The organism is Methanosarcina sp. KYL-1 (assembly GCF_024372725.1).
Taxonomy (GTDB): Archaea; Halobacteriota; Methanosarcinia; order Methanosarcinales; family Methanosarcinaceae; genus Methanosarcina.
Genome location: NZ_VOUA01000007.1, coordinates 88,458 through 114,710, shown reverse-complemented (window position 1 = coordinate 114,710; position 26,253 = coordinate 88,458). Strand labels below are relative to the sequence as shown.

At 35.2% G+C, this 26,253-nt stretch carries 20 protein-coding genes and 1 pseudogene; 20 read left to right on the top strand and 1 reads right to left on the bottom strand.

The features are described 5' to 3' along the window. Nucleotide 1 precedes the first annotated feature (1 nt). The 18 genes and pseudogenes from FTO70_RS07530 to FTO70_RS07445 all read left to right on the top strand — a co-directional run bounded on the left by FTO70_RS07530 (nt 2) and on the right by FTO70_RS07445 (nt 23,516). The gene (locus tag FTO70_RS07530; RefSeq protein WP_255335130.1) at nt 2-1,024 is read left to right on the top strand and encodes a GNAT family N-acetyltransferase; all 1,023 of its coding nucleotides are present in this window, start codon (nt 2-4) and stop codon (nt 1,022-1,024) included. 119 nt (nt 1,025-1,143) lie between these two features. Then, the gene (locus FTO70_RS07525) at nt 1,144-2,256 is read left to right on the top strand and encodes a DegT/DnrJ/EryC1/StrS aminotransferase family protein (protein ID WP_255335129.1); all 1,113 of its coding nucleotides are present in this window, start codon (nt 1,144-1,146) and stop codon (nt 2,254-2,256) included. Continuing rightward, complete coding sequence (locus FTO70_RS07520) at nt 2,244-2,696, top strand: acyltransferase (RefSeq protein WP_255335128.1); 453 nt, start codon at nt 2,244-2,246, stop codon at nt 2,694-2,696. Before FTO70_RS07525 ends, FTO70_RS07520 begins: the two co-directional genes overlap by 13 nt. Beyond that, nucleotides 2,693-3,754 carry a DUF354 domain-containing protein gene (locus FTO70_RS07515; protein ID WP_255335127.1) on the top strand — a complete coding sequence of 354 codons (1,062 nt, stop codon included), beginning with the start codon at nt 2,693-2,695 and terminating at the stop codon, nt 3,752-3,754. Before FTO70_RS07520 ends, FTO70_RS07515 begins: the two co-directional genes overlap by 4 nt. A gap of 206 nt (nt 3,755-3,960) precedes the next feature. Continuing rightward, the gene (locus FTO70_RS07510; RefSeq protein ID WP_255335126.1) at nt 3,961-4,629 is read left to right on the top strand and encodes a WbqC family protein; all 669 of its coding nucleotides are present in this window, start codon (nt 3,961-3,963) and stop codon (nt 4,627-4,629) included. Next, entirely contained in the window at nt 4,629-5,057 is a 429-nt protein-coding gene (locus FTO70_RS07505; RefSeq protein ID WP_255335125.1) for a GNAT family N-acetyltransferase, read from the top strand. Before FTO70_RS07510 ends, FTO70_RS07505 begins: the two co-directional genes overlap by 1 nt. Next, nucleotides 5,054-5,698 (top strand): PIG-L deacetylase family protein, encoded by a 645-nt coding sequence (locus FTO70_RS07500; protein WP_255335124.1) that lies wholly within the window; start codon nt 5,054-5,056, stop codon nt 5,696-5,698. Before FTO70_RS07505 ends, FTO70_RS07500 begins: the two co-directional genes overlap by 4 nt. Next, on the top strand, nt 5,695-6,591 hold the full coding sequence (locus FTO70_RS07495; RefSeq protein ID WP_255335123.1) for a glycosyltransferase family 2 protein: 897 nt from the start codon (nt 5,695-5,697) through the stop codon (nt 6,589-6,591). Before FTO70_RS07500 ends, FTO70_RS07495 begins: the two co-directional genes overlap by 4 nt. Then, nucleotides 6,555-8,111: a hypothetical protein gene (locus tag FTO70_RS07490; protein ID WP_255335122.1), complete on the top strand. Its 1,557-nt coding sequence runs from the start codon at nt 6,555-6,557 to the stop codon at nt 8,109-8,111. Before FTO70_RS07495 ends, FTO70_RS07490 begins: the two co-directional genes overlap by 37 nt. 58 nt (nt 8,112-8,169) lie before the next feature. Then, the gene (locus tag FTO70_RS07485) at nt 8,170-9,297 is read left to right on the top strand and encodes a glycosyltransferase family 4 protein (protein ID WP_255335121.1); all 1,128 of its coding nucleotides are present in this window, start codon (nt 8,170-8,172) and stop codon (nt 9,295-9,297) included. Between the two features lie 28 nt (nt 9,298-9,325). Next, nucleotides 9,326-10,390 (top strand): glycosyltransferase, encoded by a 1,065-nt coding sequence (locus FTO70_RS07480; RefSeq protein ID WP_255335120.1) that lies wholly within the window; start codon nt 9,326-9,328, stop codon nt 10,388-10,390. A 3-nt stretch (nt 10,391-10,393) separates the two neighbouring features. Then, nucleotides 10,394-11,620, top strand: a complete 1,227-nt coding sequence (locus tag FTO70_RS07475) for a glycosyltransferase (RefSeq protein WP_255335119.1) — start codon at nt 10,394-10,396, stop codon at nt 11,618-11,620. Next, on the top strand, nt 11,617-12,420 hold the full coding sequence (locus FTO70_RS07470; protein ID WP_255335118.1) for a hypothetical protein: 804 nt from the start codon (nt 11,617-11,619) through the stop codon (nt 12,418-12,420). The genes FTO70_RS07475 and FTO70_RS07470 overlap by 4 nt, the downstream gene beginning before the upstream one ends. A 928-nt stretch (nt 12,421-13,348) precedes the next feature. After that, nucleotides 13,349-13,495: pseudogene (locus FTO70_RS07465) on the top strand (IS5/IS1182 family transposase); the annotation flags it as partial. A 117-nt stretch (nt 13,496-13,612) separates the two neighbouring features. Next, nucleotides 13,613-15,088 (top strand): flippase, encoded by a 1,476-nt coding sequence (locus FTO70_RS07460; RefSeq protein ID WP_255335117.1) that lies wholly within the window; start codon nt 13,613-13,615, stop codon nt 15,086-15,088. A 755-nt stretch (nt 15,089-15,843) separates the two neighbouring features. Further along, nucleotides 15,844-16,860 (top strand): acyltransferase, encoded by a 1,017-nt coding sequence (locus tag FTO70_RS07455; RefSeq protein ID WP_255335116.1) that lies wholly within the window; start codon nt 15,844-15,846, stop codon nt 16,858-16,860. Between the two features lie 1,364 nt (nt 16,861-18,224). Continuing rightward, nucleotides 18,225-21,602 (top strand): putative Ig domain-containing protein, encoded by a 3,378-nt coding sequence (locus FTO70_RS07450; protein ID WP_255335115.1) that lies wholly within the window; start codon nt 18,225-18,227, stop codon nt 21,600-21,602. A gap of 732 nt (nt 21,603-22,334) precedes the next feature. After that, complete coding sequence (locus FTO70_RS07445; protein WP_255335114.1) at nt 22,335-23,516, top strand: PGF-pre-PGF domain-containing protein; 1,182 nt, start codon at nt 22,335-22,337, stop codon at nt 23,514-23,516. A 92-nt stretch (nt 23,517-23,608) separates the two neighbouring features. Here the strand turns inward: FTO70_RS07445 and FTO70_RS07440 are convergent, their stop codons facing one another. Beyond that, on the bottom strand, nt 23,609-24,430 hold the full coding sequence (locus FTO70_RS07440; protein ID WP_255335113.1) for a UDP-N-acetylglucosamine-1-phosphate transferase: 822 nt from the start codon (nt 24,428-24,430) through the stop codon (nt 23,609-23,611). Nucleotides 24,431-25,095: 665 nt separating this feature from the next. On the opposite strand from FTO70_RS07440, the gene FTO70_RS07435 reads away from it, so the two are divergent. Together FTO70_RS07435 and FTO70_RS07430 are read left to right on the top strand one after the other, a co-directional pair. Beyond that, on the top strand, nt 25,096-25,569 hold the full coding sequence (locus FTO70_RS07435) for a VanZ family protein (protein WP_255335112.1): 474 nt from the start codon (nt 25,096-25,098) through the stop codon (nt 25,567-25,569). Nucleotides 25,570-25,620: 51 nt separating this feature from the next. Continuing rightward, nucleotides 25,621-26,148, top strand: coding sequence for a VanZ family protein (locus tag FTO70_RS07430; RefSeq protein ID WP_255335111.1), 528 nt, complete (start codon nt 25,621-25,623; stop codon nt 26,146-26,148). The last annotated feature ends 105 nt before the right edge of the window (nt 26,149-26,253 follow it).

Here is a 26,253-nt window from a genome sequence, read left to right as displayed (position 1 = left end):
GATGATTGAAATTAAAGATTCAATCGATCGGGAAAAATGGGATGAGTTTGTATTCAATCATCCGAAGGGGAACATTTTTCAGACTAGTTATATGGCAGACGTATATAGCTCAACCAAAAATTATGAGCCTATTTCCCTAGCTGCCGTAGATTCGGAAAGCCTAGAAATAATGGCAGTTACCCTGGCAGTAATCATCCGGGATGCCACTGGACTGATAGGCTCAATTTCCTCAAGGTCAATAATCAATGGCGGCCCAATTTTTATAGAAGATAAAAAAGGATTTGAAGCGGTTACACAATTACTCAATTATTATGAACAGGTTCTTCAAAACAGAGCAATCTACACCCAGATGCGCAATGTATGGAACATGGAAAACGCCAGAAACACCTTAGAACCCCTCGGATACCAGTATGAACCGCACTTAAATTATCTGATTAACCTTGACCGCTCAATAGAAGATATCTGGAAAGACATCCACAAACCTCGCCGAAAAGGGATCAACAGAGCTGAAAAAATTGGGATCCAGATAAGAAAAATCGAAGATAAAACAGAGATAAAAGACTGTTACAGGCAAATTGAGGAAACCTACAAAAATGTAAGGTTGCCTCTTGCCGATATTTCTCTTCTTGAGAGTGTATACGAAAAATTCGTTGGTACCGGTTTTGTCGATTTCTACCTTGCCAATTTAGATGGCGAAGTGGTAGGGTCGAGGGTAGTTTTGAAGTACAAAGGCATGGTGCATGACTGGTATGCAGGCTCAAAACAGGAAATAAATTACGTGAATGAAGCAGTCGTGTGGCACATGCTGCGTGAGTATGCCGGAAAAGAAAAGGTGTTTGATTTCGGAGGGGCAGGCCACCCGGACAAGCCTTATGGGGTAAGGGAGTTCAAAAAGAGGTTTGGGGGTGAAGAGGTTAACTACGGGAGATATAAGAAAGTTCATAATAAAAGTAGAGAAGAAATTATGAAATCAGGGCTAAAAATATACAAAACAGTTGGGAAATATATGAACATAAAAGCGTAACTATTCAAAAAGAATCATTCAATTCGAGAACGACGGGGATGAATTTCATTAGGCCAAATCCAATGTTGATTCCGCGGTTTAACATAGACTATGATACGAAAGATTTCGTACATTCTCTAATGAACCTTAATTCTGAAGCGGATATTACACAACTAGAAGAACTATTTTGCAATTCATCCATAGGGTTTACCAATAGTGGAAGAACATCCCTTTATGTGATACTGAAAGCACTACAATTGCCACCAAATTCAAAGATAGGTGTGCCGTTGTATACATGCCCAAGCGATTTTGATGCGATATTGCACGCGGGTTACAAACCTCATTTTCTTGATATAGATCCTGAGAATTATACCCTCAGCCCAGAGAGCCTAGAAGAGAGAATCGAGGAAGTTGAAGCGGTAATCGCAGTCCACACTTTCGGAAGAGTCTCGGATCTTGACAGGATCCTGAAAATAACCGGTGAAAGACCCCTGATTGAAGATTGCGCCCATGCTTTGCTCAGTAAGCTTCATGGAGAATTACTTGGCACAAAATCAACAGCTGGTTTCTTCTCATTTCGATCTGGAAAATACCTTTCTGCGGGAGAAGGCGGGATGATAACCGCAAATGATCCAGATCTTGCTTTAAGAATCAGAAATGAAATCGAAAAACTGCCGAAACTGTCGATAGCAAACGAAATCAAACACACTTTAACAACATACATGCGCTCGACTCTTTACCACAGGCCCTGGTTTGGTTCATTCGCTCTACCAATAGGATCTCTGGTCGAGAAAAAAATTGATATCATGAACAAATACTCCTTCCCAAAAACAAAAATAAGAAACACGGATTTACATACTATTACAGAAAAAATACAAATTTTCGAAGAAAATGTAGAAAAACAAAGAGAAAACTCAATATATTTACTAAAGAAGTTGAAGGACTCAGGTTCACAATTAAAATTACCTTTCGAAAAACCTCACACTTATTGCAATTGTTTTTTGTTTCCAATCCAGTTTAAAGATGAATCAACAAGAGATAAAGTGAGTAATAGTCTTCGTAAAAAAGGTGTGGATACAGCTAAAATGTTTAGCAACACTCCACTAATTGCAAAGTCTCTTTATGGGTACAAAAATAATTGTCCAGATACCGAGAAAGTGTCTGAAAAAGTACTTGTTGTGCCCAATTATTACACATTAAAAAAAAATGAATTGGAAATGATCTCAGAGATTGTTAAAGCATGCCTTCATTAAGAACAATAATCAAAAGAATCCTAAAAATGATTGCACCAACCTTGCCAATAAACAAATTCAGGATCGCATTATTAAGATCATGCGGTTACAACATTGGTAAAGATGTGTACATTGGAGAAAGGATTATAATAGTCGATGAACTTGCAGACAAAGATAATCTTTTTATTGGGGATAGAGTAGCTGTAGCCCCAGGAGTTATTCTTATTACGTCCTCAGAACCTAATTTTTCAAAAATTAGACAACATGTAAAAACAGAAAAAGGTCCGATTAAGATAAAACATGATGCTTGGATTGGCGCTGGCTCCATTATTTTTCCAAATGTAACTATAGGTGAAGGATCAGTTGTGGGTGCAGGAGCAGTGGTAAAAGAAGACGTTGAGCCATATACGATTGTAGCAGGAGTCCCTGCAAAGAAAATAAATGATGTGGTGGTCTCTTGAAAATAATAATTGATATCGGGCACCCAAAAGACGTTAATGTGTTCAAAAATGTGATATTTTCACTTGAAAACCATGGTCATGAAATCAAAATAGTAGGGAGGGCTAAAGAGAATATTAAAAAAATATTAGAAGAATATGGATTTCGGTTTGAATTCGGACCACATTACAAAAATATCATTGGAAAAGCATTTGGAATTGTACACAAAGACTTATGGCTATACGACATTGCAAGAAAATATAAGCCGGACATATTCATAAGTTTAGGATCGCCATATGCCGCCCACGTTAGCCGATTGCTTGGAAAGCCACACCTAGCATATATAGATACCGAAATCGCAGTACCTGCTATAAAATTAATGCTTCCTTTTACCAATAAAATATACACATCTTCAAGCTTTTATACTGATCTTGGGCCAAAGCAGGAACGTTTTAACGGATATTACGAATTAGCATACTTGCACCCCAAATATTTCAAGCCAAATCCGGAAATCCCGAAAAAGTATGGTCTGGATGAATATATAATTCTCCGCTTATCAGCTCTGGCTGCACACCATGACATAAACGCGACAGGACTGAACTTTAAAACTGAAGAAGACCTGCGGGAATACGTAAATCAACTTGAAAAATACGGAAAAGTAATAATTTCTTCCGAAACCACCCAATGGCAGACAATAAGAGACCACCAGTTAAAGATTAACCCAAAAAATCTGCACGATTTAATCTCGTATTCATCCCTGTGCATCGGAGAAGGTGCTACAATGGCTTCGGAAGCAGCTATTCTGGGCGTACCTTCAATTTATGTATCCAGTACCCAGAGAGGGTACTTGAACGAACTGGAGCAAAACTACGGACTTGTGTACACACTTCAAAAAAGGGATGAAGGACTGCAGAAAGCAATTGAAATCTTAGAGGATAAATCCAGTAAAAATGCATGGCATCTCAAGCGAGATAAAATGTTGAGCGAAAAAGTAGATGTTGTTGAGTTTATGGTTGAGACTATTGAAAATATGAATAAATTAGACTCAAATATTTCTTTGAAAATTCTCCCAAATATGTAATATAAGTTCGCAAATTTAAATGTAGTATAGGACTTACGCACTTGAAGAGTAAAATCAGGCACATGCGAACTCGTCAACATGATTGTGATTGAGACAGTTTTGTGTCTAATGCCACTGGTTTTTTTGTTCAACTGCGTAAGTCCTATGTAGTAGTTAAAATAAAAATATAGATAATTTAGAAATAAAAGTAGGAATGTGTTGGAAAAATGATAGTGGGAATACATCAACCGAATTATTTGCCATATATGGGTTTTGTTGATAAGCTGAAGAAGTCTGATGTATTTATTATCTATGATGATGCCCAGTTTAGTAAAGGAGATTTTCAACACAGAAACCGGATAAGGATACACCATGGGTGGGAGTGGCTCACTGTTCCAGTTGAAAAAAAGCATATACCAATTAATCAAATAAAAATAAAAAATAATGTAAAAATAAGTGGTATGAACTGGCAGGAAGCACATTTCAAAGAAATCCACGACAACTATAGAAAAGCTCCCTATTATCCAAAGTATGAAAAAGATATTCAGCGGATCTATGAACAACAATACGACGTGCTTATCGATATTAACATGGAACTAATAGAATTTCTGATGAAATCATTTGACATTGCTACGGAGATAATCTATTCCAGTGAATTCGGATTCAATTCAAAATCCACCGAGAAACTCGTTGATCTTGTAAGCGCAGTTGAGGGGGATGTTTACTTATCAGGACCCATGGGAAAAAATTACCTTGAACACCAGTTATTTGAGGAAAAAAATATCCATGTGACTTTTCAAGAGTTCAAACATCCAGCTTATCAACAGCAGTATAATGGATTTGAGCCAAATATGTCTGCTATTGATTCATTATTTAATGATGGGAGAATCCCATAATGAATATAATAAAATTAACAAAAGAAATATTACTCGAAAATATAGAAGAATTGATAGAAATAGACTCAGTCATAAAAATTAATGAACGCTGGAGACATGAAAACTTTTTGGTAGAGCTTAATGGGAAATGGGATAACAGTTATGTTGCTTTAAGAGAAGATACTGTTGCTGGATTTATAATATGTTCTATAAAAAATGAACGTACATTGCATATTCATAGATTTGCTGTAAGAAAGGAATTCCAAAATATGGGAGTAGGAACACAGTTGATCACAAAGGTGATTAATTCCACAAACCACAAGCTGAATAGTATTACGTTGAAAGTAAAAACAGACAATGCTACCGCCCATAATTTTTATGAAAAGTCAGGATTTAAACGTGCATATTCAGAAAATGAAAATTATATTTATCAGAGGTTATTACAATGAAAAAAATCCTTGCAGTAAGTGCCCATCCAGATGACATGGAACTTGAGTCTGGAGGCACGATTGCAAAGTTTGCAAGAAACGGGTACGACGTATACCATCTCATTTTAACTTCTGGATATAAAGACAGAGTTAGTATTTCAGTAAAACAAAGAAGAGATGAAGCTAAAGAAGTAGCAGATATTTTGGGGATAAAAGAGGTTATATTTTTCGATTATCAAGATACTGAGTTAAAAACCAATGGAGAAATTATTTCCAAGGTAGACAAATTAGTAGATAAAATAAAACCTGATGTTTGTATTTCCCATCATCCTTTTGACTCCCATCAAGACCACAAAGCTGCATCAGAAATAATGTTTGCAGTCTGTCGTCAAGGAAGGGTTAAAAATTTGCTGAGTGGTTCGCCGTTGCCTTACCGTCCGAATGTTTTTGCTTTTAGACCTCAGTTTTTTGTTGACATAACAGAAACTATAGAAATTAAACTGAATGCAATAAGAGCTTACAGCAGCCAGTATGAAAAGTTCGGTGGTGAAAAGCTAATCGAGTGTATAAATGCTATGGCAAAAAATTACGGTTGGGCGATGGGATACAAATACGCCGAATGTTTTGAAGTAATAAGAATGGATGATAGTCTATGGCTATGACAGACTATACACTTGTAACACCGTGCAAAAATGAAGAAGAAAGTCTACCAAAACTCATAGAGTCAGTTGTTAATCAAACTATACAGCCTAAGCTTTGGGTAATTGTAGATGATGGAAGCACAGATAAAACACCAAATACATTAAAGGAAATAACTGAAAAGTATAATTGGATAAAAACTATCAGGCTAAATGAAGCACCTAGAGACCTAGGAATACATGTTGCTCATGTATATAGACAAGGATTTGATTACGCTATCCGGTATTGTCTAGATCATGGAATTAATTATGTGTATATTGGAGTTGTTGATGCAGATATAATTCTCGAAACTAATTATTTTGAAGCTCTAATGTCTGAATTCGTAAAAAACTCTAAGCTTGGAATTTGCAGCGGTCACATAGGAAATATTGTGGATGGGAAAATTCTATGGAGCAACTTCAGAAGCGATTTGCCTAGCGGAGGCGCACGTCTATGGAGAAAAGAATGTTTCGAAGAAACAGACAGGTATCTTCTAACGTGTAGCCCAGATAGCGTTTCAAATGTTAAAGCAAAAATAAAAGGTTGGGATACAAGACAGTATGAGAGTATTAATGCAGTTTCGACCAGGCCATATGCGAGTGCTCAAGGACAGTGGATAGGATATAAAAAGCTGGGCTCTAACAATTATTTCATAGGATACACACGATCGCATGTTTTGCTAAAAGGAATGAGTCTTTTCTATAGTAGAAAGGGTTATTTTAAAACTGGTATTGGAATTGCGTATATCTATGGGTACTTTGCAAGTTATCTGAAAAAAAGCCCCCGAATAGATGATAAAGAAGTTCTTAATTACTATGACAAAAGGCTGAGGAATATACTATGCTCAAAGTTGAAGTTTCAAAGAAAAACAAAATAGTTATGCTTGCATTGCTATTAATACAAAACATAGTAATAAGGATTCCTTCAATTCCTCATGAAAAAGGATTTGACTCATTTTTTATACATTCCTTGGCTAATTCAATTACTACTTTTGGACAAGCAAACTGGTGGATAAATTGGCTTTCAGTTGCTGGACTATATCCTTATTCATATGCTAGTGCTTTACCTTTTTCTCTTTCAGGATTTTCACAGATTATTGGCTTAACTGGCATACATATGGAGAAATCGATATTACTTTATTCAATACTTATAGGTTTATTTAGCGTATTTACAACATATGTATTAGCAGGACATATTTACGATGATTTTTTGTTTAAATACGTAACGGCATTTCTATTCTCCACTTCTCAGGGAATATTGGTTTTCACTACATGGGAACCAAGCTCAAGAGGACTGTTCATGGTTTTACTTCCTTTATTTTTATTCGCCTTATTGAGTAAGATTGAATACTTAAAAAGTTCGATTCTTGTATTAATGATTGGAGTATTTCTTGCTACGACACACAACTTTTTTTATTTCTTATTCCCTCTTACAATTATATATGTATTTTTAACATTATTTTCAAAAGCATTTTCACAGAAAACAATGCCCATACATATTAACTTTAATTTTAATTATCTCTACCTTTTCGGATTATCGATCGTTTTTTTAATACCTTTTATAGATGGATCGATGATAAAAGCTGGATCAAGATATGGCTGGATTATTAGCATGCTTACAATAAACACGCGGTTTATTGGACCATTAATCTTTTTTGCAGCTTCTGGGATTATCTATTTAGCATTTAAGAAAAATAAAATATTAAAAGAGTGGTATTTCTTAATATTAATACTTATATTAATTCCTTTTAATTATAACCCTACTTACGGAACTTATGTTCTATTATTATATCTAATTATTTTTATATCAATTGCTTTTCGAAATCTATTAGATGCATCCGTTAAATCTACTACTTATAAAGTGTTTGTTGTATTTTTGATACTGTCATCTACAGTTTTTTCATCATATTATAACCATGAACGAACGAACAGGATTTCGGATTACAACTGGTTTATGAAAGACTCTACTTATTCTGCAAGCGTCTGGTCAAATGAATATATCCCACAAAATAAATATGGTTTCGGGATTGGTGAATCAAACCGACTTTTCGTTGCATCAGATGGACACCCGATAATGCCACTAGCTGGGACATCAGATTTAGCTTATGGTTTCATAAATGGATCACAAATAGAAGTAAGTGAAGTAAGTCCAACATCATCAAGTTTTTACTTCAATGGACCCTATTTAGCTGAAAATAGTGTAGATATTCAAGGAAAAACAAGGTGGATGTTGGAAAATGATATTGATTATAAAGGAGTGAAACCAATTTTGAAGTCTTACGATTTATCCTACTTTATAATGCCGTCAACGAATTCAGGACGTGGAATTCAATCTATTAGATCAAAAAAGAGTTCCATATTTGATGATGGAGGGATTAGCATATGGATAATAGACTGATAAATGAAGAAGTACTGATCTCCTTGGAAAACATATCAACTGAAGATTGGGGTACATTATGAACAAAAACATAAAAATCGGTTTTATTCATCCTGCACTTATGGATTATAGAATAGAATTATTTGAGATGCTTAACTCTGAATACGACATCACCTTTATTTTTACAAAGCAAGGAAGAGGGCAAGCAAACGTTAAGGAAAAGCATTTAAATCCTCCTGGCTGGAAACATAAAATATTAAGGACAAAGTATTTAATAAGAAATCGCGATATTGGAATGTACCCCAAATTAATAAAGGAATTACTTTTTGGAAAATATGATGTTTTTTTAGTATCCAATAGCTGGTACATCTGCTGGCCAATTGCAAAATTAACTCGTAAAAAATTTATATACTGGACGGAATTCTGGCACTGGGAGAATACATCCACTACAAGAAAAATCCTAAACTCCATTACTTTTTTTATATCAAGACATTCTGATGCAGTTATAGCTACGGGAACTAAAGCGGCTCAAGCACAAGCAGGTATCGGGGTAGATAAAGATAAGGTTTTTACTCATCCACAATGCTCTGTAGACTACAGTCAAATTTATAGCGGTGATTTCAGGGAAAAACTCAATTTGCAAAATAAGAAAATTATATTGTATGTTGGAAGGCTTGTTGAAGAAAAAGGCTTGACGTTTTTGATTGAAGCTATATCACTTGTGAATCAACAGATAGACAACGCTTTTTTGATCATCGTAGGAACCGGTCCTTTAGAAAATCACTGTAAAGAATTATCCAAAGAAATGGGTGTTACAAATATTCTTTTTCAAGGATTTGTAGGAAACGAGAGTGAAAAAGGATCTTATTATAAAGCATGCAATCTTTTTATTTTACCTTCAATATTCATTAATAATATTTATGATCCATGGGGTTTAGTTGTAAACGAGGCAATGGCTTTTGGAAAGCCTGTAATAACGACTGATGCAGTTGGTGCCGGGTATGATATGGTAAAAGAGGGTATAAACGGATACATGGTGAGCAATGGAAATAGTTTGGAGTTATCAAAGGCGATATTAAAGATAATTTCAGATGATACACTAGAAAATGAAATGGGTATAAATTCGAGGAAGATATTTGAAGAGAAAAATAATAATAAAAAACTATTCTTAAAGTTCAAGCAGTGTATAGATTCTCTATGTGGGTAATTATGTTAGTGATGTCAGTGGGTATATTATGAATGTAATATTTTTTGATAATAATAAAATTGAAGATAAAAAGAACATGACTTATGGGGGTACTGTAAGAAAATATTACTCACAGCTTGCGCTTAAACAGGCCGGAAATAAAATATATTATATGGATAGTTTTAATAGTTTAAAAATGCTTATTAAGCTTTCGTTTCTGAAAAATAAAATCTTATGGTTTCATTATCCTTCAAGAAGATCAATGTCCTTGATTGCCATTTTCATGTCTTTGGTTTCAAGAAAAAAGTTAATACTAACTATCCATGATTCTCCTGTAGCACAACAATTTGATTTAGATGGAAAAAAATATTCGATTTTTCAAAGATGTTCAATATGGTTAATTGAGTCGCTTTTAATATACTGTTCACATAATATAATCATTGCAGCTCCAGGTTTAACAAATTATTTTAAGTCTTTAAAAAATAAACATTTAATAGTTATGCCACCTGGAATAGGTAAAGATGAATTAAGCATCTCACCTACAAGTATAAAATGTGAAAACAATAAAAAAATAGCTGTGTACTTTGGGAGTATGAAAAGAGGAAAAGCTATTCCTGAAATCATTAACATATTTTCAAATTTTAGTAATTGGGAACTACATCTTGTTGGCCCTTCTGATGGTGAAGAGATTGCACAATCAAATAATGTTAAATATTTAGGTCAAATGGACCATGAAAATCTTATACACAAATTGAGAGATGTTGATGTTATCCTAATACCTTATCCGACTAATGACTATTTTGAAATATGTATGCCTATGAAGCTAGGATCTGCGTTAGCTTCTTGTAAGCCGATTATTTCAACACAATTGGAAGGAATTTCAGAATATGCATCTTATGTAGATCTAAATGATAATATCATGTATATAGATAAGTGGGATGAAAGCAACTTATCGGATGCTCTTAATAATATTCAAAGCTTTTCGATTGATAAAAATACTACCTTAGATAAAATGACTAAAATGGCTTGGGAGCAACGTTTTAGTGAATTAATAAAAATTGTAACATCTAACAGTTATAAATCTGATAATAATTACAAAAACAAATGGTTGTGAAATATGAAAGTGTGTATGATTTTAAAAAGGTCATTTGGTGAATTAAAAAAAGATTCACGTGTCTTAAAGGAATGTAAAACATTGATGGAAAACGGGCACCAAGTTTCAATAACTATCTTTGGGGATAATTTAAGTAATAATTCTGAAAAATTATCAAATGCAGATGTAAAAATAGCTAAAATAAGTGATTTAACACTCTTTAAACATATCAACCCATTTAGTTCTCAAGTGTACCAATACAACAGAAAAAATATTTTTCTAAAAATTCTTGACCATCTTGTTTTACAAATATATCACACAATATATAATATAAATACATTGCACATATTATTGAATGAAAATACAGACGTATATCACGCACATGACTTTGAAACGTTATTAGTTGGATACATCTCCTCATCTATAAAAAGAAAAAAATTAGTATATGATTCACACGAGCTTTGGACCGAAAGTCGAAATTTTATTTCATCACGCGGCAGGATTCAAAAACCGTTTATTTTCATCATGGAGAATTTCTTAATAAAAAAAGCAGATAAAGTAATTACCGTTAATAAATCAATTTCTGATTACCTTGCCCAGAAATATAAAATTCAAAATCCAGTTGTTGTGGCTAACTTTCCAGAATACTCTAATGTGAGTAAAAGCAGAAAACTAAGAGACGAATTATCTATTGATGAAAATAAAAAGATAGTGTTGTACCAGGGGGCTGTTTTTAAAGGAAGAGGAATAGAACAACTTATTACATGCAGCAAATACTTGGATGATGTGGTTGTAGTTATAATGGGAGATGGTTATCTTAAGGATAAAATTCGAAAAAGAATTGAGCAAGAGGGTTATTCTAATAAAGTGAAAATGTTAGATGCTGTCCCTCACGAAGTATTAATAGATTATGTCAGCTCAGCTGACATTGGAGTTGCCCCTGTTCAAAACATATGTTTGAGTTACTATTTTTCATTACCTAACAAAGTTGGAGAATTTATAATGGCAGGAATTCCTTTTGCGGTCAGCAATTTTCCAGAAATGAGAAGGTTGGCAATAGATGGGAAAATGGGAGAGGTTTTCGACCCAAGAGATCCTGAAAGCATGGCAAATGCAATAAAAAAAGTAATCGATCCAGATATATACGAACAGAAGATAAAAAATGTATTAATATCTAAAAAACAGTATAGCTGGGAAGAAGAGAGTTTGAAACTAATTAAATTATACAACCAAATAGAAGTTGAAATATGAATCTGAATAATAAAGGTACAAGACTATTAAAGAATATATCGATGTCTTTGTGGCTAAGCTTACAGAAACCTCGATGGGAAGAATATGAAAATATTGTAAAACATGCTGTTAAAAACGGATATACAGTAACATCATTGTTTGACTGGTACATGAACTATCGAAGTGTTCCAGATCAGAAAGTATTGATTATGCGCCACGATATTGATTATTCCATAAGTGGTGCATCCAAAATGTTTAAGATCGAAAGAAAAATTGGGGTGAACTCTACATTTTATTTTAGGTGGCTAACTGTAAACAAAAAACTAATTGAAGAAATAAGTAAGTATGGAAGTGAAGTGGGCTTACATTATGAAACTTTAGCAACATATGCTATAAAAAAGGGAATTAAAAAGAAAAATGATTTTACAGAATGTGATTATTTGAGTTGTGTTGAAGAATTGAAAAAAGAAATCATCAATTTTAATATATTATTTGGCAAAACTTACACTGCTGCATCGCATGGAGAGCCAATAAATAGAAAACTTGGGTTACCAAATAATATTTTAGTTAAAGATTCAGAGATACAGGAGTTTGGATTGTTAGCTGAAGCTTATAGTAAAGATATTCTCAATTCAGTTGATATTTATATTTCAGATGCATCTGCGAAGAATGGGCTATGGAGATATGGAGTATCTCCAATTGAGGCGGTTGATAAACAAATGCAGGTTATCTTATTGTTAACTCACCCTATACATTGGGAATATAATATATTTGAACAAATACGGATTTGGGTAAAAGAGTACATTGGTCGTCAATTTTGATGTGGTTGATGTTTTGAAACACTTATACCGGAGTTTATACTTTGTGACCAAAAACGATATCTTGCGGCTTTATTCTTGTAGCCTGCATTCGGCAGGTAAACGTATAATTTAACATACTTTATTTTATATTTTCACATTAGTGAAATTCAATAGCCCAAAAAACAGTAGTATAAGCGTTGATGCAGCTGTGAAACGTGCAAGCTTTTTAGGTCACCTTGGTCTCATAGCTGGAGTTTTCCAGGAACTTGAAGTTGACTAACTTATTGATGAGAAGCTCCCGAAGAAAAGAGACCATAAAGCCGACATTCCGCAAACGTCCACATAAATAAAATCATTTTAATTCAACAACTAACTGTCTGAAACTAATTGACCTTTGTTAATACCCCTTAATTTGACAGATTTTGATAACTAAAACAGTGCAAAGATACTAGTACATCGATTCCAAATATATCCTAAATTTGACAGATTTCGATAACTCTGACAGTTCAAGGTTGCAAAAAACGCCTTGCAGAGATTCAATATAATCTGAAAAACTGCAAAGTCATAACTAACATAGAAATCTATACAAAATTTTGAATTGCATTCTCAATTATGATAGTATTCACTAACTCTTAGAGCGTGTCTTAATATTAAATTTGATTCTACAACAGGGACAGACTTACGGCATTTGAACTGAAAACGTTAGCATTAAACCGTTAGATGCCTAAAGTGGAAATTCTAGCTATGATGTCTAATGTATTTGATTTCATACATTGAATGAGTGATTACAATGTAATAAATTTTCAGTCTGAATTTAAAATCAAAAATGCCCATTATCCAAATGCAGAAATGGTTTGAATTTTAAGACAACCTCTTAGAGAATCACCCTTCATTTTGAGCCAGAATGAGTTTGACAAGTGAGATCAATATTCAAAAATTTACTATATGAAGGTGGATTGTAGAAAGGACGCATTCTTGGATGAATAGATTCAGAAGACTGCTTATTCGATGGGAAAAGAAAATTGAGAATTACCTTGCTATGCTTCATTTCGCATGCTCAGGGATAACTTTCAGAGCAGCGGGACTTTTCGGATAGGCTCTAAGAGCCTTATTATTTTACAGTTTCACACGAAAATAAAGAATGATAAAGAAATATTTGTGGAAACAAGATAAAACAGCATTAATTAAATAATGAGGAGTTGTCAAAAAAATTATGCAGTCAAAGAAGAAGTTTATTTTTGATGCAAGTTTCGTACTTTTAGCATCACTTTTTACTTACGCACTCAATTTTTTAAGGAAGCCCCTTCTAGCTAGGTATCTGGGTCCCGAAGGACTTGGTTTATTTGCAATGGTTACAGTCATTGCAGGCTTCGTAGAACTTATTGCATCTTTTGGTGTCCCTGCTGCAGTTATTAAATATGAATCGGAGTTAAAAGATAAAAAAGATAGGTCCTCATTGATTTTAAGCGCTACTGTAACAATGTTATTAGTGGGAACATTTTTTATTATTGTTTTAATAGCAATCTCAGGTTATATAGAGGATTTTTTTGACATGCCCTCTTTAGGATTTCTTTTAAATATATACGCACTTGCAATTCCTTTTTCTTTAATGTTCACAGTTATTCTTACTTTTTTTAATGGAATCCGATCTATGAAGTGTTACTCTTATATATCTACACTTAAAAATGTGATTAATTTTGTTTTAACTATTACGCTTTTAATTTTGGGATATGGGTTAGGTGGAGTAGTAACTGGAAGTATACTTGCCGTAATAATAGGATTTGTAATAGCGATCTTTTATATGAAGGGATTTGTAGACTTTAAAATTAATAATTTCGTAGAAGATGTAAAGAAGTTAGCATCTTTTGGGAGTAAAATGCTGCTTTCAAATTCTGTTGGAATAATAAATTACAAAGCAGATATTTTTTTAATCGGATATTTTTTAACGGCTACAGACATAGGTTATTATTCTGTTGCACTATCTCTGAGTGAATTTTTCTGGATTTTACCCGGTGCTATACAACAAATATCATATCCTGCAACTTCTGATTACTGGGCAAAAAAAGACATTAACCGGCTGAACAAGATGGTTGACAAAAGTATGAAGTATTCCTCAATAGCTTTACTCGTAGCAGGTCTAACTATATGGATTTTTGCAGAACCAATTATAGTATTTTTATTTGGTACAGATTTTATAAGTGCAGTACTCCCACTTAAGATATTGCTCATTGGAACGATTATTTTTGGTTCCATTAATAAACCTATAGCTGGATCTTTGGCGGGAGCTGGTTTTCCCAATACAGAATTTGTTAAAGTTACAATTTCAGCTGTAGTAGGTGTGGTGTTCTATATTTTACTCACTCCTCTATACGGTATTACGGGTGCGGCATTAGCAACTACTCTATCCCTAATTTTTGCGTCATTTATAAATATTTATTTTGTTGTCAAAAAACTTAATCTGAAGATTGACTACGAATGGTATTTCAAATTATCTCTAACTGCAGCTCTATTTGTTTATGGTAATATAAAGGCAAATATAGTTAACCAATTTTTTATTGACCTAGTCTCAATTGTTTTGTTTACAACTATAGTTATGGTCTTTTTCCTTTCAAAAGAAGACAAAAGATTATTTAAATCATTAATTATTTCAATAAAGATGGCAGCGTCCCGAAAGTTCTGTAAAATATGATTAATCCGACTTTCCGCAGTGTCAAGGCCGATTTAATTTTCCCCATTTTGGCCGGTATAAATTTCCTCACCTGCTAATATAAATTTTACTAAATTTTTTCATAAACTCTTTAGAAAATTACTGGTACGTATTTCCTGTTTTTATCCTAACTTTGACAGTTTCCACTATTCTTAACTTCATTTTGGTCGTAAAATTTGAGTCTTTTTAATTTTTTCTGGTTTTTCTTCAATTTCAAAAATAATCATAAAATTTCATCCGAATTTGAGTAAACTTTGCATTTCGACCCCCACCCAAAAAAAGCAACTTAATTTTTTTATTTTTACAGTTAAGTGCTCATTTTTTCCGATCTTCGTAATTAATTATTCAATCTCCCATGATATTTTGCTGAAAAACAAATCAACTTTGTTGTATTTTTTACTATTTTGGCCAGGAGTTTTTGGAGAATTGCAGGATTCCACCAAAATTATTTATTTTGTTGAGCTTGTGCCCATAACAGACCTAATAAATCCTTACAGTTTTCGCAAAAAATCACCTGATTTTTGAGAGGGGGGCGAAATGTAAAATAAGGGGAAATGGAACAACTATTATATTTTTCCTGTGATTGAAACCCCATCAAATTTGAAGAGGATACCTTTTTTGGAGTTGTTAAAATCGAAACATTTATATAAAGTCCAATCTTTTGATATAAGGCTATAGATTGCGAAGATGTTCAGGTTGTAGTCTCTTGAAGTAATTTTTATTTAAAGGTGAAAAACGTGGTAAGTCGTTTTCAGGAAATTGACATCCTAAGATCAATGGCAATTATTTTTGTAATTTTTGCGCACATTGACAGTTATACTAAGTTACCTATATTAGAAAAACTAGATGGAACTTTTGCAGTATTAGGTCTTACAATTTTTTTCTTTATTTCCGGATTTTTAATGCAACTAAATAATAAATTTAATACTTATGGAAACATTTATTCTTTTTTTAAGAAAAGAGCAACAAAAATATATCCTTTGTATTGGCTTTCCATCGCTTTGATCTGTGTTATGAACAGAGTAGGCTTTGATGTTTTAGGCTCTAATGATATTGATTCAGATAAATTTATGTTACTTTTAAACGTATTAGGCTTTCAAGGTTTTTTTTCTGAGAATTACTCTTTGTCTATATGGTGGTTTGTCGGTGTTATCCTTTTATATTACCTTTTGTTCTCCATAATTCTATGTTATTCAAAGAACATTGAAAGTCTGCTGATATATTCTTTTTTTGCAGTTTTTCCTTTATTATTTCTGAAAAATGAATTTAATATGATAAATGTTAATGTATTTGTTTTTTACTTTATCTTTATTGCTGGGATCTTAAGTGCTACTGCAGAAAGCTTACAATCCTTAAAAAAGATTACTTTATTTTACTCTATTTTATTGTTTGTATTTTTATTACTTCCTTATTTTGGGATTAACGCAGACAATCTTGCAGATATAAAGCATGATATTTTTTTTCTGATTTTATTATTTGTATTTACATTATACAAAATAAAAACTCCCCGTCAAAGTATGTTTAAGCTACCCAAATTAGTGAAAAACCTAGCTGATAGTTCTTATTCCACGTACTTATTTCATATTCCAATCCTAACAGTATTTGAAACCTTTGTTAATTCATTAATTCCCCTGGACATTACAAATTCATATTTAAGTGATTATTTAACTCTCTTTATTGGTATTCCATTTACCTTATTTATGGGGTATTACATAATGATATATTTTAATAAACTTTATGAAAAATTAGTATAGTTAAGTTTGATCTGATTCGTATCCTCTTCAAATTCAAGGGAGAATTTTCCAACTAGAAAAATATGAAACAATTTTGTCATATATTTAGGAATTTAATTTAGCCTTTTGGCCGGAGTTTATATTTTGTAGTATAAAGCCACATCAAGCGACATATAATTAATAGGATCTAACACGAAATTAATTATGATTAGCAACAATTCAAAGCATTTTAATATAAAACCAAAAAAATATAGAACTACTCAAATAAATGAATGTGTAACAATAATAGCTAATTTCCCACCTATACAGGGTCTAAAAGCGTGTCTTAAAATTCAATTTGACTATACAATTGGGATAGGACTCACGGATTTGGATCAAAAATCGGTAGCTTTAAACCGTTATGGAACTTAATTAATTTTTTGTTAGACCTATGTAATATCCATAGTTACATCTCGATTTTCATGAGATCTTAGAACTCCGATTTGAGTGTGGTTCTCAAACTTAAAAAAATTCTTAAATTTTAGCACATGTGTGAAATTTACCTATTCCCATACAATTTGAAGAGGATACTCTTATTCTGCTTTATTACTTTGCATGAGTAAGGTTTCAATTTATTGAAGATAAAAATTACAATCTACTACAGGCGGTCTCAAAACTCGATCCATTTCTACTGAGATTACACGGTATATAAGGATTGCAGACCAGACTCGAAGTACTAGTACATCGATTCCAAAATCTGTGAGTAAACCACGGATGAACACAGATTAACACGGATGACCTAAATCCGTGTCTATCCGTGGTTCCTTACGTTGACATGCAGATTGATTTCAATATCCATAGTTATGGAGATATTTTGGAATCGCAGTACTAGTGTTTCAAAATATTAACAGTAGAACATTAGAAGACCAATATAATATGAAAAGACCAACAAAATATGACCATGGAGAGTTATATCAAATAATTACCAGAAAAATAATTTATTAAAATCAATTGTACACAAGCTACCACAAATCCCTTTATTTTTAATCAGTAATGAGTCTTCAAGATTACTTTCATGATTCGAAACACCATTGGTTACTGAAAAGACGATATTCAAAGAAGCAAATTTAGAGTTTAGGGATTAAGCTCTATAATTAACGTTTGACGGTAACGATTCAGTCTAACATAAATCAGTTGATTGATGTTTATTTAGATGCAAGATGAGTATGATTACTAACTGATGAAAAAAGAAAAAATGCAATATATAACTAAAAACTCAAGAAATTAGTCCATAAAAGATTATACATTGAACCTTAACAAGTATATCTATTAATATTTTTGCCTAGATCGAATAGTTACGTTTGAGGAATAACATTAAAAACTTCAATAAAGGGAAGTATTGAATGATGAAGAGAATCATTATCTTAGCTGTTTTTATGTTAATGCTTGTTGACCCTGCTTCTGCAACTGTATGGGGGAGTGACGGCGCAATCAAATTAGTTGATGAAGGTAACATCAATTCTACAACGCTTGAATCTAAATTAGATGCTTGGTTAACCAAAAACCCAAGTTATGGTAATGTGGAATATTATATCAATCAGACATCTGAAAAGGTCTGGGTATATCGTAAGCGTGTAGAATGTGGTAATAACTCCACATTAGTCTTCGACTCTTCTGATGATTGCACAGAGGTGAGACTAGGAAAAACGATTGGTTCGAGTGGCGGGCACGTTGAATTTGGGACCATGTACGAGACAGGATACGGAAAATTTGTATTTAGAAATGTTACTGTTATTGGTTGGAATGAAACATCAGGAACTATGATCCCATTATCGGAATACGCTGATATGACACAAATAGACACATATCATGCAACTTTAGACAATGTGACATTCAAAGCGATTAGGGGGATTTATTGCTATAACGATATCAGTAATATCACCGAGGTGTCTGTTGAAGATTCCTACAAAGGGATTATGATAGTCAATATAAGCAATACTGATTTTTCTAATATCAAATGTAGAAACATTATATATACAGGACTAGCTCTTTCAAGTTGTAAAAATTGCGAATTATCAGACTATATATTTTACAATGATCCGAGTTTCAGAAATACTCACGCAACTTCCTCAAACGGGCTCTCGATAAATAATGGGCATAGCAATTATGTTCATGATCTAAATATTGAAAGCCCTCGCTGGGGTGGGATATACATTTCAGGAGTAGAACATAACACAATTGTTAAAAATGTAACAGTGAATTATGCTGGTCATAATGGAATAGATGTGCATGGTGGATACAATCTAACCATTGAGAATATTACAGTGAATGATAGCTACAGTAATGATTTTATAATATCTAGTTCTAGCGCACATGATATAATTTTCCGTGATATATCAACATATAGCCCATCTGCATCAGGGGTTTCGATTGCTGATAATGCCAATAATGTAACTATAAACAAAATATCAGTTGGTAGCGAACCTGAAAATCCCCATAATGGCATTAAAATGATGGGATGTAGCAATATAACTGTGATAGGTCTTAACGATATCTGGACAACCACAACATGGGAACCAACTACTTATGATGGTTTAACGACCGAAGACATCGTATTAATTGATGCATCTTTATATAATTCCTCTTATAAGGATATTTGGATACAGAAGTCTATTCGAGCAAAACTTCTCAATGTCCGTTACGGAAAAGCCAGCTATGATTCAAGTACAGATTTCTATAATGCATATTATCTGGATATGATTACGAAATATGAAGATGGAACATCTGTGCCTAATACAAAATTAATAATTAGTTCTAATATCTCTGATTATCAATCACAGAATGGGTATGCCAGAGACAAAACAATATTTTTTACAAATTCCGAAGGCCATACGTACCTACCAAATGATAACAGAGCCAACTCACCCGCGATAAATGAATATCACAGGAACCCAGATGGAACTTATGATTACTTACCACATACAATTAGCATAATTACCCAAAGCAGCCTCAATATATCTCTTTCAGGCATCACTCCCGATTCTTCATGGTACCGTGAAGATCCCAACGTCCCAACATACACCATCACAGCAATAATCCCTGACGATTTAATAGGCCCGCACAAAACCGGTTTCGCCCCAAGTGAAGAGAACCCCTTCAACACGGGTGATAAAAAGATCTTCAGGGTCTGGACAGATGAACCTCTGACCAATATGAAATGGTATGTTGATGATGTTGATGAGCCAGTAAACGAAGGAGCCATGAGTTACACGTGGACTGTGGAGGAAGGCGGCCACACAATTAAGTTTGTCGGATCCAATGCAAACGGTACTGTTAACCAGACCTGGAACATAGGAGAAGATTCAGGTGCCCTGCCGAAGGCAGTCATAGAATTCTTTCCGACAGATACTACACTTACTCAAAACACTGATGAACCTGTAACGTTCAGTGTTAATTCAGATCAGCCCCTGACCACAAACTGGTTCATCAACGGGGAAATGGTCCAGAGTGATGCCGCATCCATAACCCGGACCTGGGATACACCCGGCACATATGAGGTTATGGTGACCGGTTCCAGCGGCGAAGAATCAATCCTGCATATCTGGATAGTAGATGTGATTGGTTCAGTGGAGCCCCAGAATACATCAATAGTTACAGTAATTCCGGAATACCAAACTTCGGAATACCAGTTAGTCGCTCCTAACCAGCCCTTTACCTTAGATGTCGAGATCGAGCCAGGCACAGCCATAGCCGGATCCCAGTTAGACCTTCGATTCAACGGTTCAATGGTAAGTGCAAACGGCGTAACCGAAGGAAACCTCTTTAGCCAGGCAGGAGCTTCAACCTTTTTCAGCAGTGGAACCACTGACAACACCGCTGGAAAAGTAGGAAATGTCTACGGCTCAATTCTGGGAGAATCAAGCGTCTCCTCACCGGGCGTGATGGCAACCATCAGCATGACCGCAGGAAACATGACCGGATATATAGAACTCAAGTTATCAAATGTGATTGTCAGTGACAGCAATTCAAACCCTGCCCCAATCACAATCAATAATGCGACCGTGCTAATCGATACTGCGCCAGAATTGAATCCGATTGGCTCAAAATCGATTGGTGAAACAAAGTCTCTGACCTTCACGGTAAATGCTAACGATATGGACGGAGATAAACTGACGTATTCAGCCGCGGGCCTCCCGGAAGGAGCATACTTTGATCCGGCATCAGGGCAGTTTATCTGGACACCATCTCAGGGACAGGCAGGAACTTATACAGTCACATTTGAAGTAAGCGACGGCTACCTTACCGATTCCGAAGATGTTACCATAACCGTGAATCCTGCTCTGGTCATTGATTCTTTTGAGCCGGATGACGGATCAGTCTTCACGGAAAAAGATAAAATCAACATTATAGTAAGGGCATCCGCTGCAGCTGAACAGCCCTTGAGCTACGTTATCAAGATCGATGGGATAACCTGCAGCACTGATTCGAGTTATGTCTGGAACACCGGCTTCTCAAGCAGCGGGACCCACACGATAGAGGTAGCGGTAAGTGATGGGACGGACCAGGTAACAGACCAGCACACTATCTACATCAATGATTACCAGCCGCGCTGGGATGTTAACAAAGATAAGAAGGTGGATATCCTGGACGTAACCGTGGTCGCCCAGAAATATGGGACCACCACAACCGAACCTTACCCGGCATGGGATGTGAATGAGGACGGTTCCACTAATATTCAGGACCTTAGCATTGTGGGATACTACTTTGGTGAAACGATAGAGTAAATTTGTGAAAAGGTAGGTAGAAACGTAGAGAAAAAAGGTATACTGTAGAATAAAAAATATGGCGCAGGTACAGGAACCTGCGTCAGAATTACTTTTTTCAACGTAGATCTCAATTTTTTGACATATTATTATTTTTTTGACATCTCGTGTTGATACCGTACTCACTAGTTTCATATTTAGTCGAGTCTTAACACATTGTTATTTTTCTATAAGTATATAGCAATACTGTATAAAAAAAGTTACTTATACCTTGCCCGGCAAATAAAGGAGAGGGAATGGTAATAATATAAAGGGGGCATTTGACAAATTTGAGCTATAGTAGCTCTGCTCATAATAATTCTGTCCATGAATAATTCTGTCCGTGAGTACTGGAAGTTTTCGGGAAATCAATTTCAAGATACATCCAGATAACCATGAAAATTTCAAAAATCTCACTTTTAATTTTGGCAGATTGAGAGACTTCATGACTACAGACTTATTTGATCCTTTTTCTCTGTCATAAAAAGACCAGTGTCATAAGAAAGAAATTTATAATAAAACGCGTAAAATAAAGATCTATGAATATTAAGAGATTTATAAATATTACAAAACAAATTTCATAGGAAATGCATGGGGGAAAATATAGTGCACATGAAAAACATGCAGAATGATACATTACGTTTTAGTCTGGCTTTACTGCTATTGCTCTCTCTGAGCATTGCATTTATGGGTACCGCTTCATCCGAGACTATTGTGAGAATATCACCAGAAACACAATCTATAGGAGGGGAACAGGACTTCACCCTGAACATATATATCGAACCTGATACTTCGATATCCGGAGCTCAGCTTGACTTCATTTTCGATAACTCTCTGGTCAATGTAAAAGAGATCCGGGAGGGAGACCTATTAAAACGGACAGGCAGCACCACCATATTCAGTTCAGGTACCACTGACAACTCACGCGGCACTGTTACAGGTATATACGGCCTTATCCTGGGTAAGAATATGGTGACAGCGCCCGGGACTTTTGCAACGGTTGATCTGGTTTCAAGCGACAGGTCAGGGGTATGCAAATTACAGCTTTCAAATGTTGTGGTAAGCAATTCAAGCGGTTATTCAATTCCGGTAACAGTTGTAAACAGTAATATCCAGATTGGTGAGACTTCGAAATCCACATCTGAACAAACATCTGGTGGAAGCGGTGGTGGTGGAGGAGGGGGAGGCGCAGGTTCTCCCGAATCCACTCAGAACATCAAACTGAAAGAGATTTCCCAGTGCTTCATAACCAACGGGGTCCGGGCTAAATATACTTTCAAAGGGGACACGAATGACATAAGGTATGTGGAATTTGACCCCAAAAGAAGCTTTGGGAAGACCACTGCAATCATCGAGATGCTCAAGGAAAAATCCTCACTGACCCCGGTCGAACCTGAAGGCCAGGTGTACCAGCACATGAACATCTGGATAGGCACGGATGGAATTTCAAACCCCGAAAACCTTGAAAACGCCGTTGTGGGCTTCAGGGTCGACAGGGCCTGGATAAATGAAAACGGAATTGACCGTACCTCGATAACCCTGAACCATTTCAGCGATGACATGTGGAATGCGCTCGAAACCCGGCAAACCGGAGAAGATGGCCTGTACCTGTATTTTGAAGCCGAAACTCCCGGATTTTCTCCATTTGCGATAACCGGGCAGAGTTCCCAGGCTTTCCAGAGCATGGAAAATCAAATCCGGGATTCTAGCGAGATTCAAGATTCAAGCGAGGCCCAGGATTTGAATGAGGAACTTACAGAAGATACTTCAAATACAGCCCTGTATCCTGAAAATGAAAAAGGGGTGCAGGAAAATCAGGATTACTCTGCAATTATCTATATTGCGGTGGGAATAATACTGTTCTTGCCCGTATTAATGATGTTCAAAAGAAGTTGAAGAATTAGAATCAAGATAAAGGATTATAATCAAGGATAATCAAGGGAGATCTCACATGTTGCACCTCCCCTTGATTTCTTTTTTTATTTTAGTTACAACCTTCCCGGAATGAGAATACCTATAGCACAAAAGACTGAAGTCAGCAAGAACATTGCATAAGTTGCCTGTTTCTCAGTCACATTATAGTAGTAAGGAAGCACCCATTTCAAAGTGAGAGGATTTGGGACCTCTATTGTTCCATCTTCCCGGCATTTTCCAAACTTTGCAACCGGGTATTTCTTAACCTTCCAGTACACATACATCAGGAAATTGATTGTGTGCGGAATGAGCATGATGAAGCCGCTTATCAAAAAACCCTGTATGACTATGATAGAGCCTATAGTGGCCCCTATTACCAGGGAACCCACATTCCCCCAAAATATTTTGGATGGGTAGCGGTCATAGATGTAAAAGCCAATCAAAGCCCCGGTTAAAGCAACTACTGTAACTATATTTTCAATGTCGTTTACCAATATGGATTTGATAATAAGAGAACTCAATACGATCACTGATAACCCGGAAGCCAAACCGTTATAGCCGGAGTGCATGTTTACCAGGTTTGATGCAACAAGGACATATGTTGGGACTATGAACTGAAGAGAAAGCACCCCAAGAGAAATGGCCCACGCATCCGTATGCAACACAAGAGGTTGAGGCACATACTGGATAAGCGGGTAGGTGCAGTAATACATAATTACGAGCTTGGACAAACGGCCTATGTTTATCATGTCATCAAGTACCCCGAACAGGCCGAAAAGCACGATAATTACCAGAATGACATAGTTCTGGGTTGTGAACTTAAAAAAAAGGGAATTCAAGGAGATTGAAAGCAGCGCTATGATCAGGATAAGAAGCCCGCCTGACGTCGGCACCATCGTTAGCTCTTTCTTATAATAATCTTTAACCACAAAGTTATTATCTTTCAATTTTTGAATGAAGTAAGGCATGGCCACTGCTGTAACTAACAAAGGCAGCAAAAAATTACTTAAGAGCTCAATTTCTTGAATCCAGTTATCAGGATATAAATTAGTTAAGGTGATCACATTCACCTCCTATTCTTCAGGTTTGATTCATTTTGTATTTCTTTTAGTCCCGGCTTAACAGTTCCAGGTTACAATCTTTTTTTAATATGATAGATGAAAGTTATACATATAATATAATAACAGTTTGTAATATATATACCAATAATATTATACAATGTTATCTGTATAACAGATATAAAAATCTTATTAAATTGATCGCCTGTACTTATAGGATTCAAGCAGGAGATCCACTTCCGAACCGGCTCTTATGCACTTATTGGCCATGATTCTGCTCCAGGTGTTAAAGGATTAAGAATTAACATAACTAGTTCAATGTACTAAAAATTTTTGTATAGATGAGCCTTCAGAATATCTCGAAAAATTTCGGGATATTTCAGATGATGGATTATTAAAATTCAAGGCGTTCAACTGTGACCTATCAAATACCTTTAAATCAGGTATCTTCCATAAATACTCCAGAGAAAATGTTAAAAATCAAAAAATCCAACCTGTTCATTTTGATCACGACCTTATACGCAACCCTGATTTTTTACTTATCAGTCACTGCTGACCTGTGGGACCTGAAAAATTTTCTGAAAATGAACCTGGGTTACACAACCAGGGATGTCCTCGCTTCCAACGACCTTTCTTTTATCACGGACTTTTTGCTTGATGCTCTCAATTTTGCTATCAGCATATCCATAGATCCCGGACATGTTGTTATTTACTTCGGATTTGGGGTTTTACTTTATTTTGTGTTCTTAAATTCCAAAAACCCGAAACTCGTAAAATATGCCGCAGTTTACGCTATCTCCGCAGGTACAGCTTACGGGATCCTGAACGAAATATTTCAGATGTACCTCCCCTTCCGTGTGGCAAGCATGGCAGATGCAATGTCGAATCTTCTCGGACTCATACTTGCCCAGATTTTTGTAATTATCTTTGCTTCCGGCCTTAGAGGGATTTCCAGAATGAGAGAGACTCAAGAATAGACTCAAGGATAAAAATTTATATTCACGATTGAACAACCACTTTATGGTTAAATGTCAAAGCTTACAAAACCCAGCAACATAATCATAATTACGGTCCTGTACACAATCGTAATATTTTACCTCTCCGTAACATCCAGCGTATCCCCTATTAAAAGATTCATTAAAATCAACATATTCTATAACACGAGAGATTTCCTGGTCCAGAATGGCTTTTCTTCTGCTGCGGATTTTCTGACCGGATTATACCACCATGCTGCAGACATGTCCCTGGATATAGGCCATATAGGGATCTACGCTGCTTTTGGGCTCCTGCTCTACTTCGCATTCCTGAAATCAAAAAACAAAATACTCAACAGCAGGCCAGCCCTTGCTGCCGTATATGTGGGTTCCGTGTACGGGTTAATAATGGAGATAATCCAGTTTTTTACTTTGAATAGAAAGACAGACATGGCAGATGTGTTTTCGAACATGATGGGACTTGCCCTTGCACAGCTCGCCCTGGTCATGCTTATCTTCGGACTGAAGGGATTTATTCTTCTACTGGAATCAATCCAAAAAAAGAAAAAAGAAGAACTGTGAACCGGAAAAGAGAAACGGGAAAGAGAAACGGGAAAGATTCAACAGCTTGTTTTAAAGCCAGGAGTTAAAAAGTTAAAAAGTTAAAAAGTTAAAAAGGATGGCACT

Coding starts and splice junctions, on each gene's coding strand:
- FTO70_RS07530 (WP_255335130.1), top strand. CDS start 2: ATGATTGAAATTAAAGATTCAATCGATCGGGAAAAATGGGATGAGTTT.
- FTO70_RS07525 (WP_255335129.1), top strand. CDS start 1,144: ATGAACCTTAATTCTGAAGCGGATATTACACAACTAGAAGAACTATTT.
- FTO70_RS07520 (WP_255335128.1), top strand. CDS start 2,244: ATGCCTTCATTAAGAACAATAATCAAAAGAATCCTAAAAATGATTGCA.
- FTO70_RS07510 (WP_255335126.1), top strand. CDS start 3,961: ATGATAGTGGGAATACATCAACCGAATTATTTGCCATATATGGGTTTT.
- FTO70_RS07505 (WP_255335125.1), top strand. CDS start 4,629: ATGAATATAATAAAATTAACAAAAGAAATATTACTCGAAAATATAGAA.
- FTO70_RS07500 (WP_255335124.1), top strand. CDS start 5,054: ATGAAAAAAATCCTTGCAGTAAGTGCCCATCCAGATGACATGGAACTT.
- FTO70_RS07495 (WP_255335123.1), top strand. CDS start 5,695: ATGACAGACTATACACTTGTAACACCGTGCAAAAATGAAGAAGAAAGT.
- FTO70_RS07490 (WP_255335122.1), top strand. CDS start 6,555: ATGCTCAAAGTTGAAGTTTCAAAGAAAAACAAAATAGTTATGCTTGCA.
- FTO70_RS07485 (WP_255335121.1), top strand. CDS start 8,170: ATGAACAAAAACATAAAAATCGGTTTTATTCATCCTGCACTTATGGAT.
- FTO70_RS07480 (WP_255335120.1), top strand. CDS start 9,326: ATGAATGTAATATTTTTTGATAATAATAAAATTGAAGATAAAAAGAAC.
- FTO70_RS07475 (WP_255335119.1), top strand. CDS start 10,394: ATGAAAGTGTGTATGATTTTAAAAAGGTCATTTGGTGAATTAAAAAAA.
- FTO70_RS07470 (WP_255335118.1), top strand. CDS start 11,617: ATGAATCTGAATAATAAAGGTACAAGACTATTAAAGAATATATCGATG.
- FTO70_RS07460 (WP_255335117.1), top strand. CDS start 13,613: ATGCAGTCAAAGAAGAAGTTTATTTTTGATGCAAGTTTCGTACTTTTA.
- FTO70_RS07450 (WP_255335115.1), top strand. CDS start 18,225: ATGAAGAGAATCATTATCTTAGCTGTTTTTATGTTAATGCTTGTTGAC.
- FTO70_RS07440 (WP_255335113.1), bottom strand. CDS start 24,430: ATGGTGCCGACGTCAGGCGGGCTTCTTATCCTGATCATAGCGCTGCTT.
- FTO70_RS07430 (WP_255335111.1), top strand. CDS start 25,621: ATGTCAAAGCTTACAAAACCCAGCAACATAATCATAATTACGGTCCTG.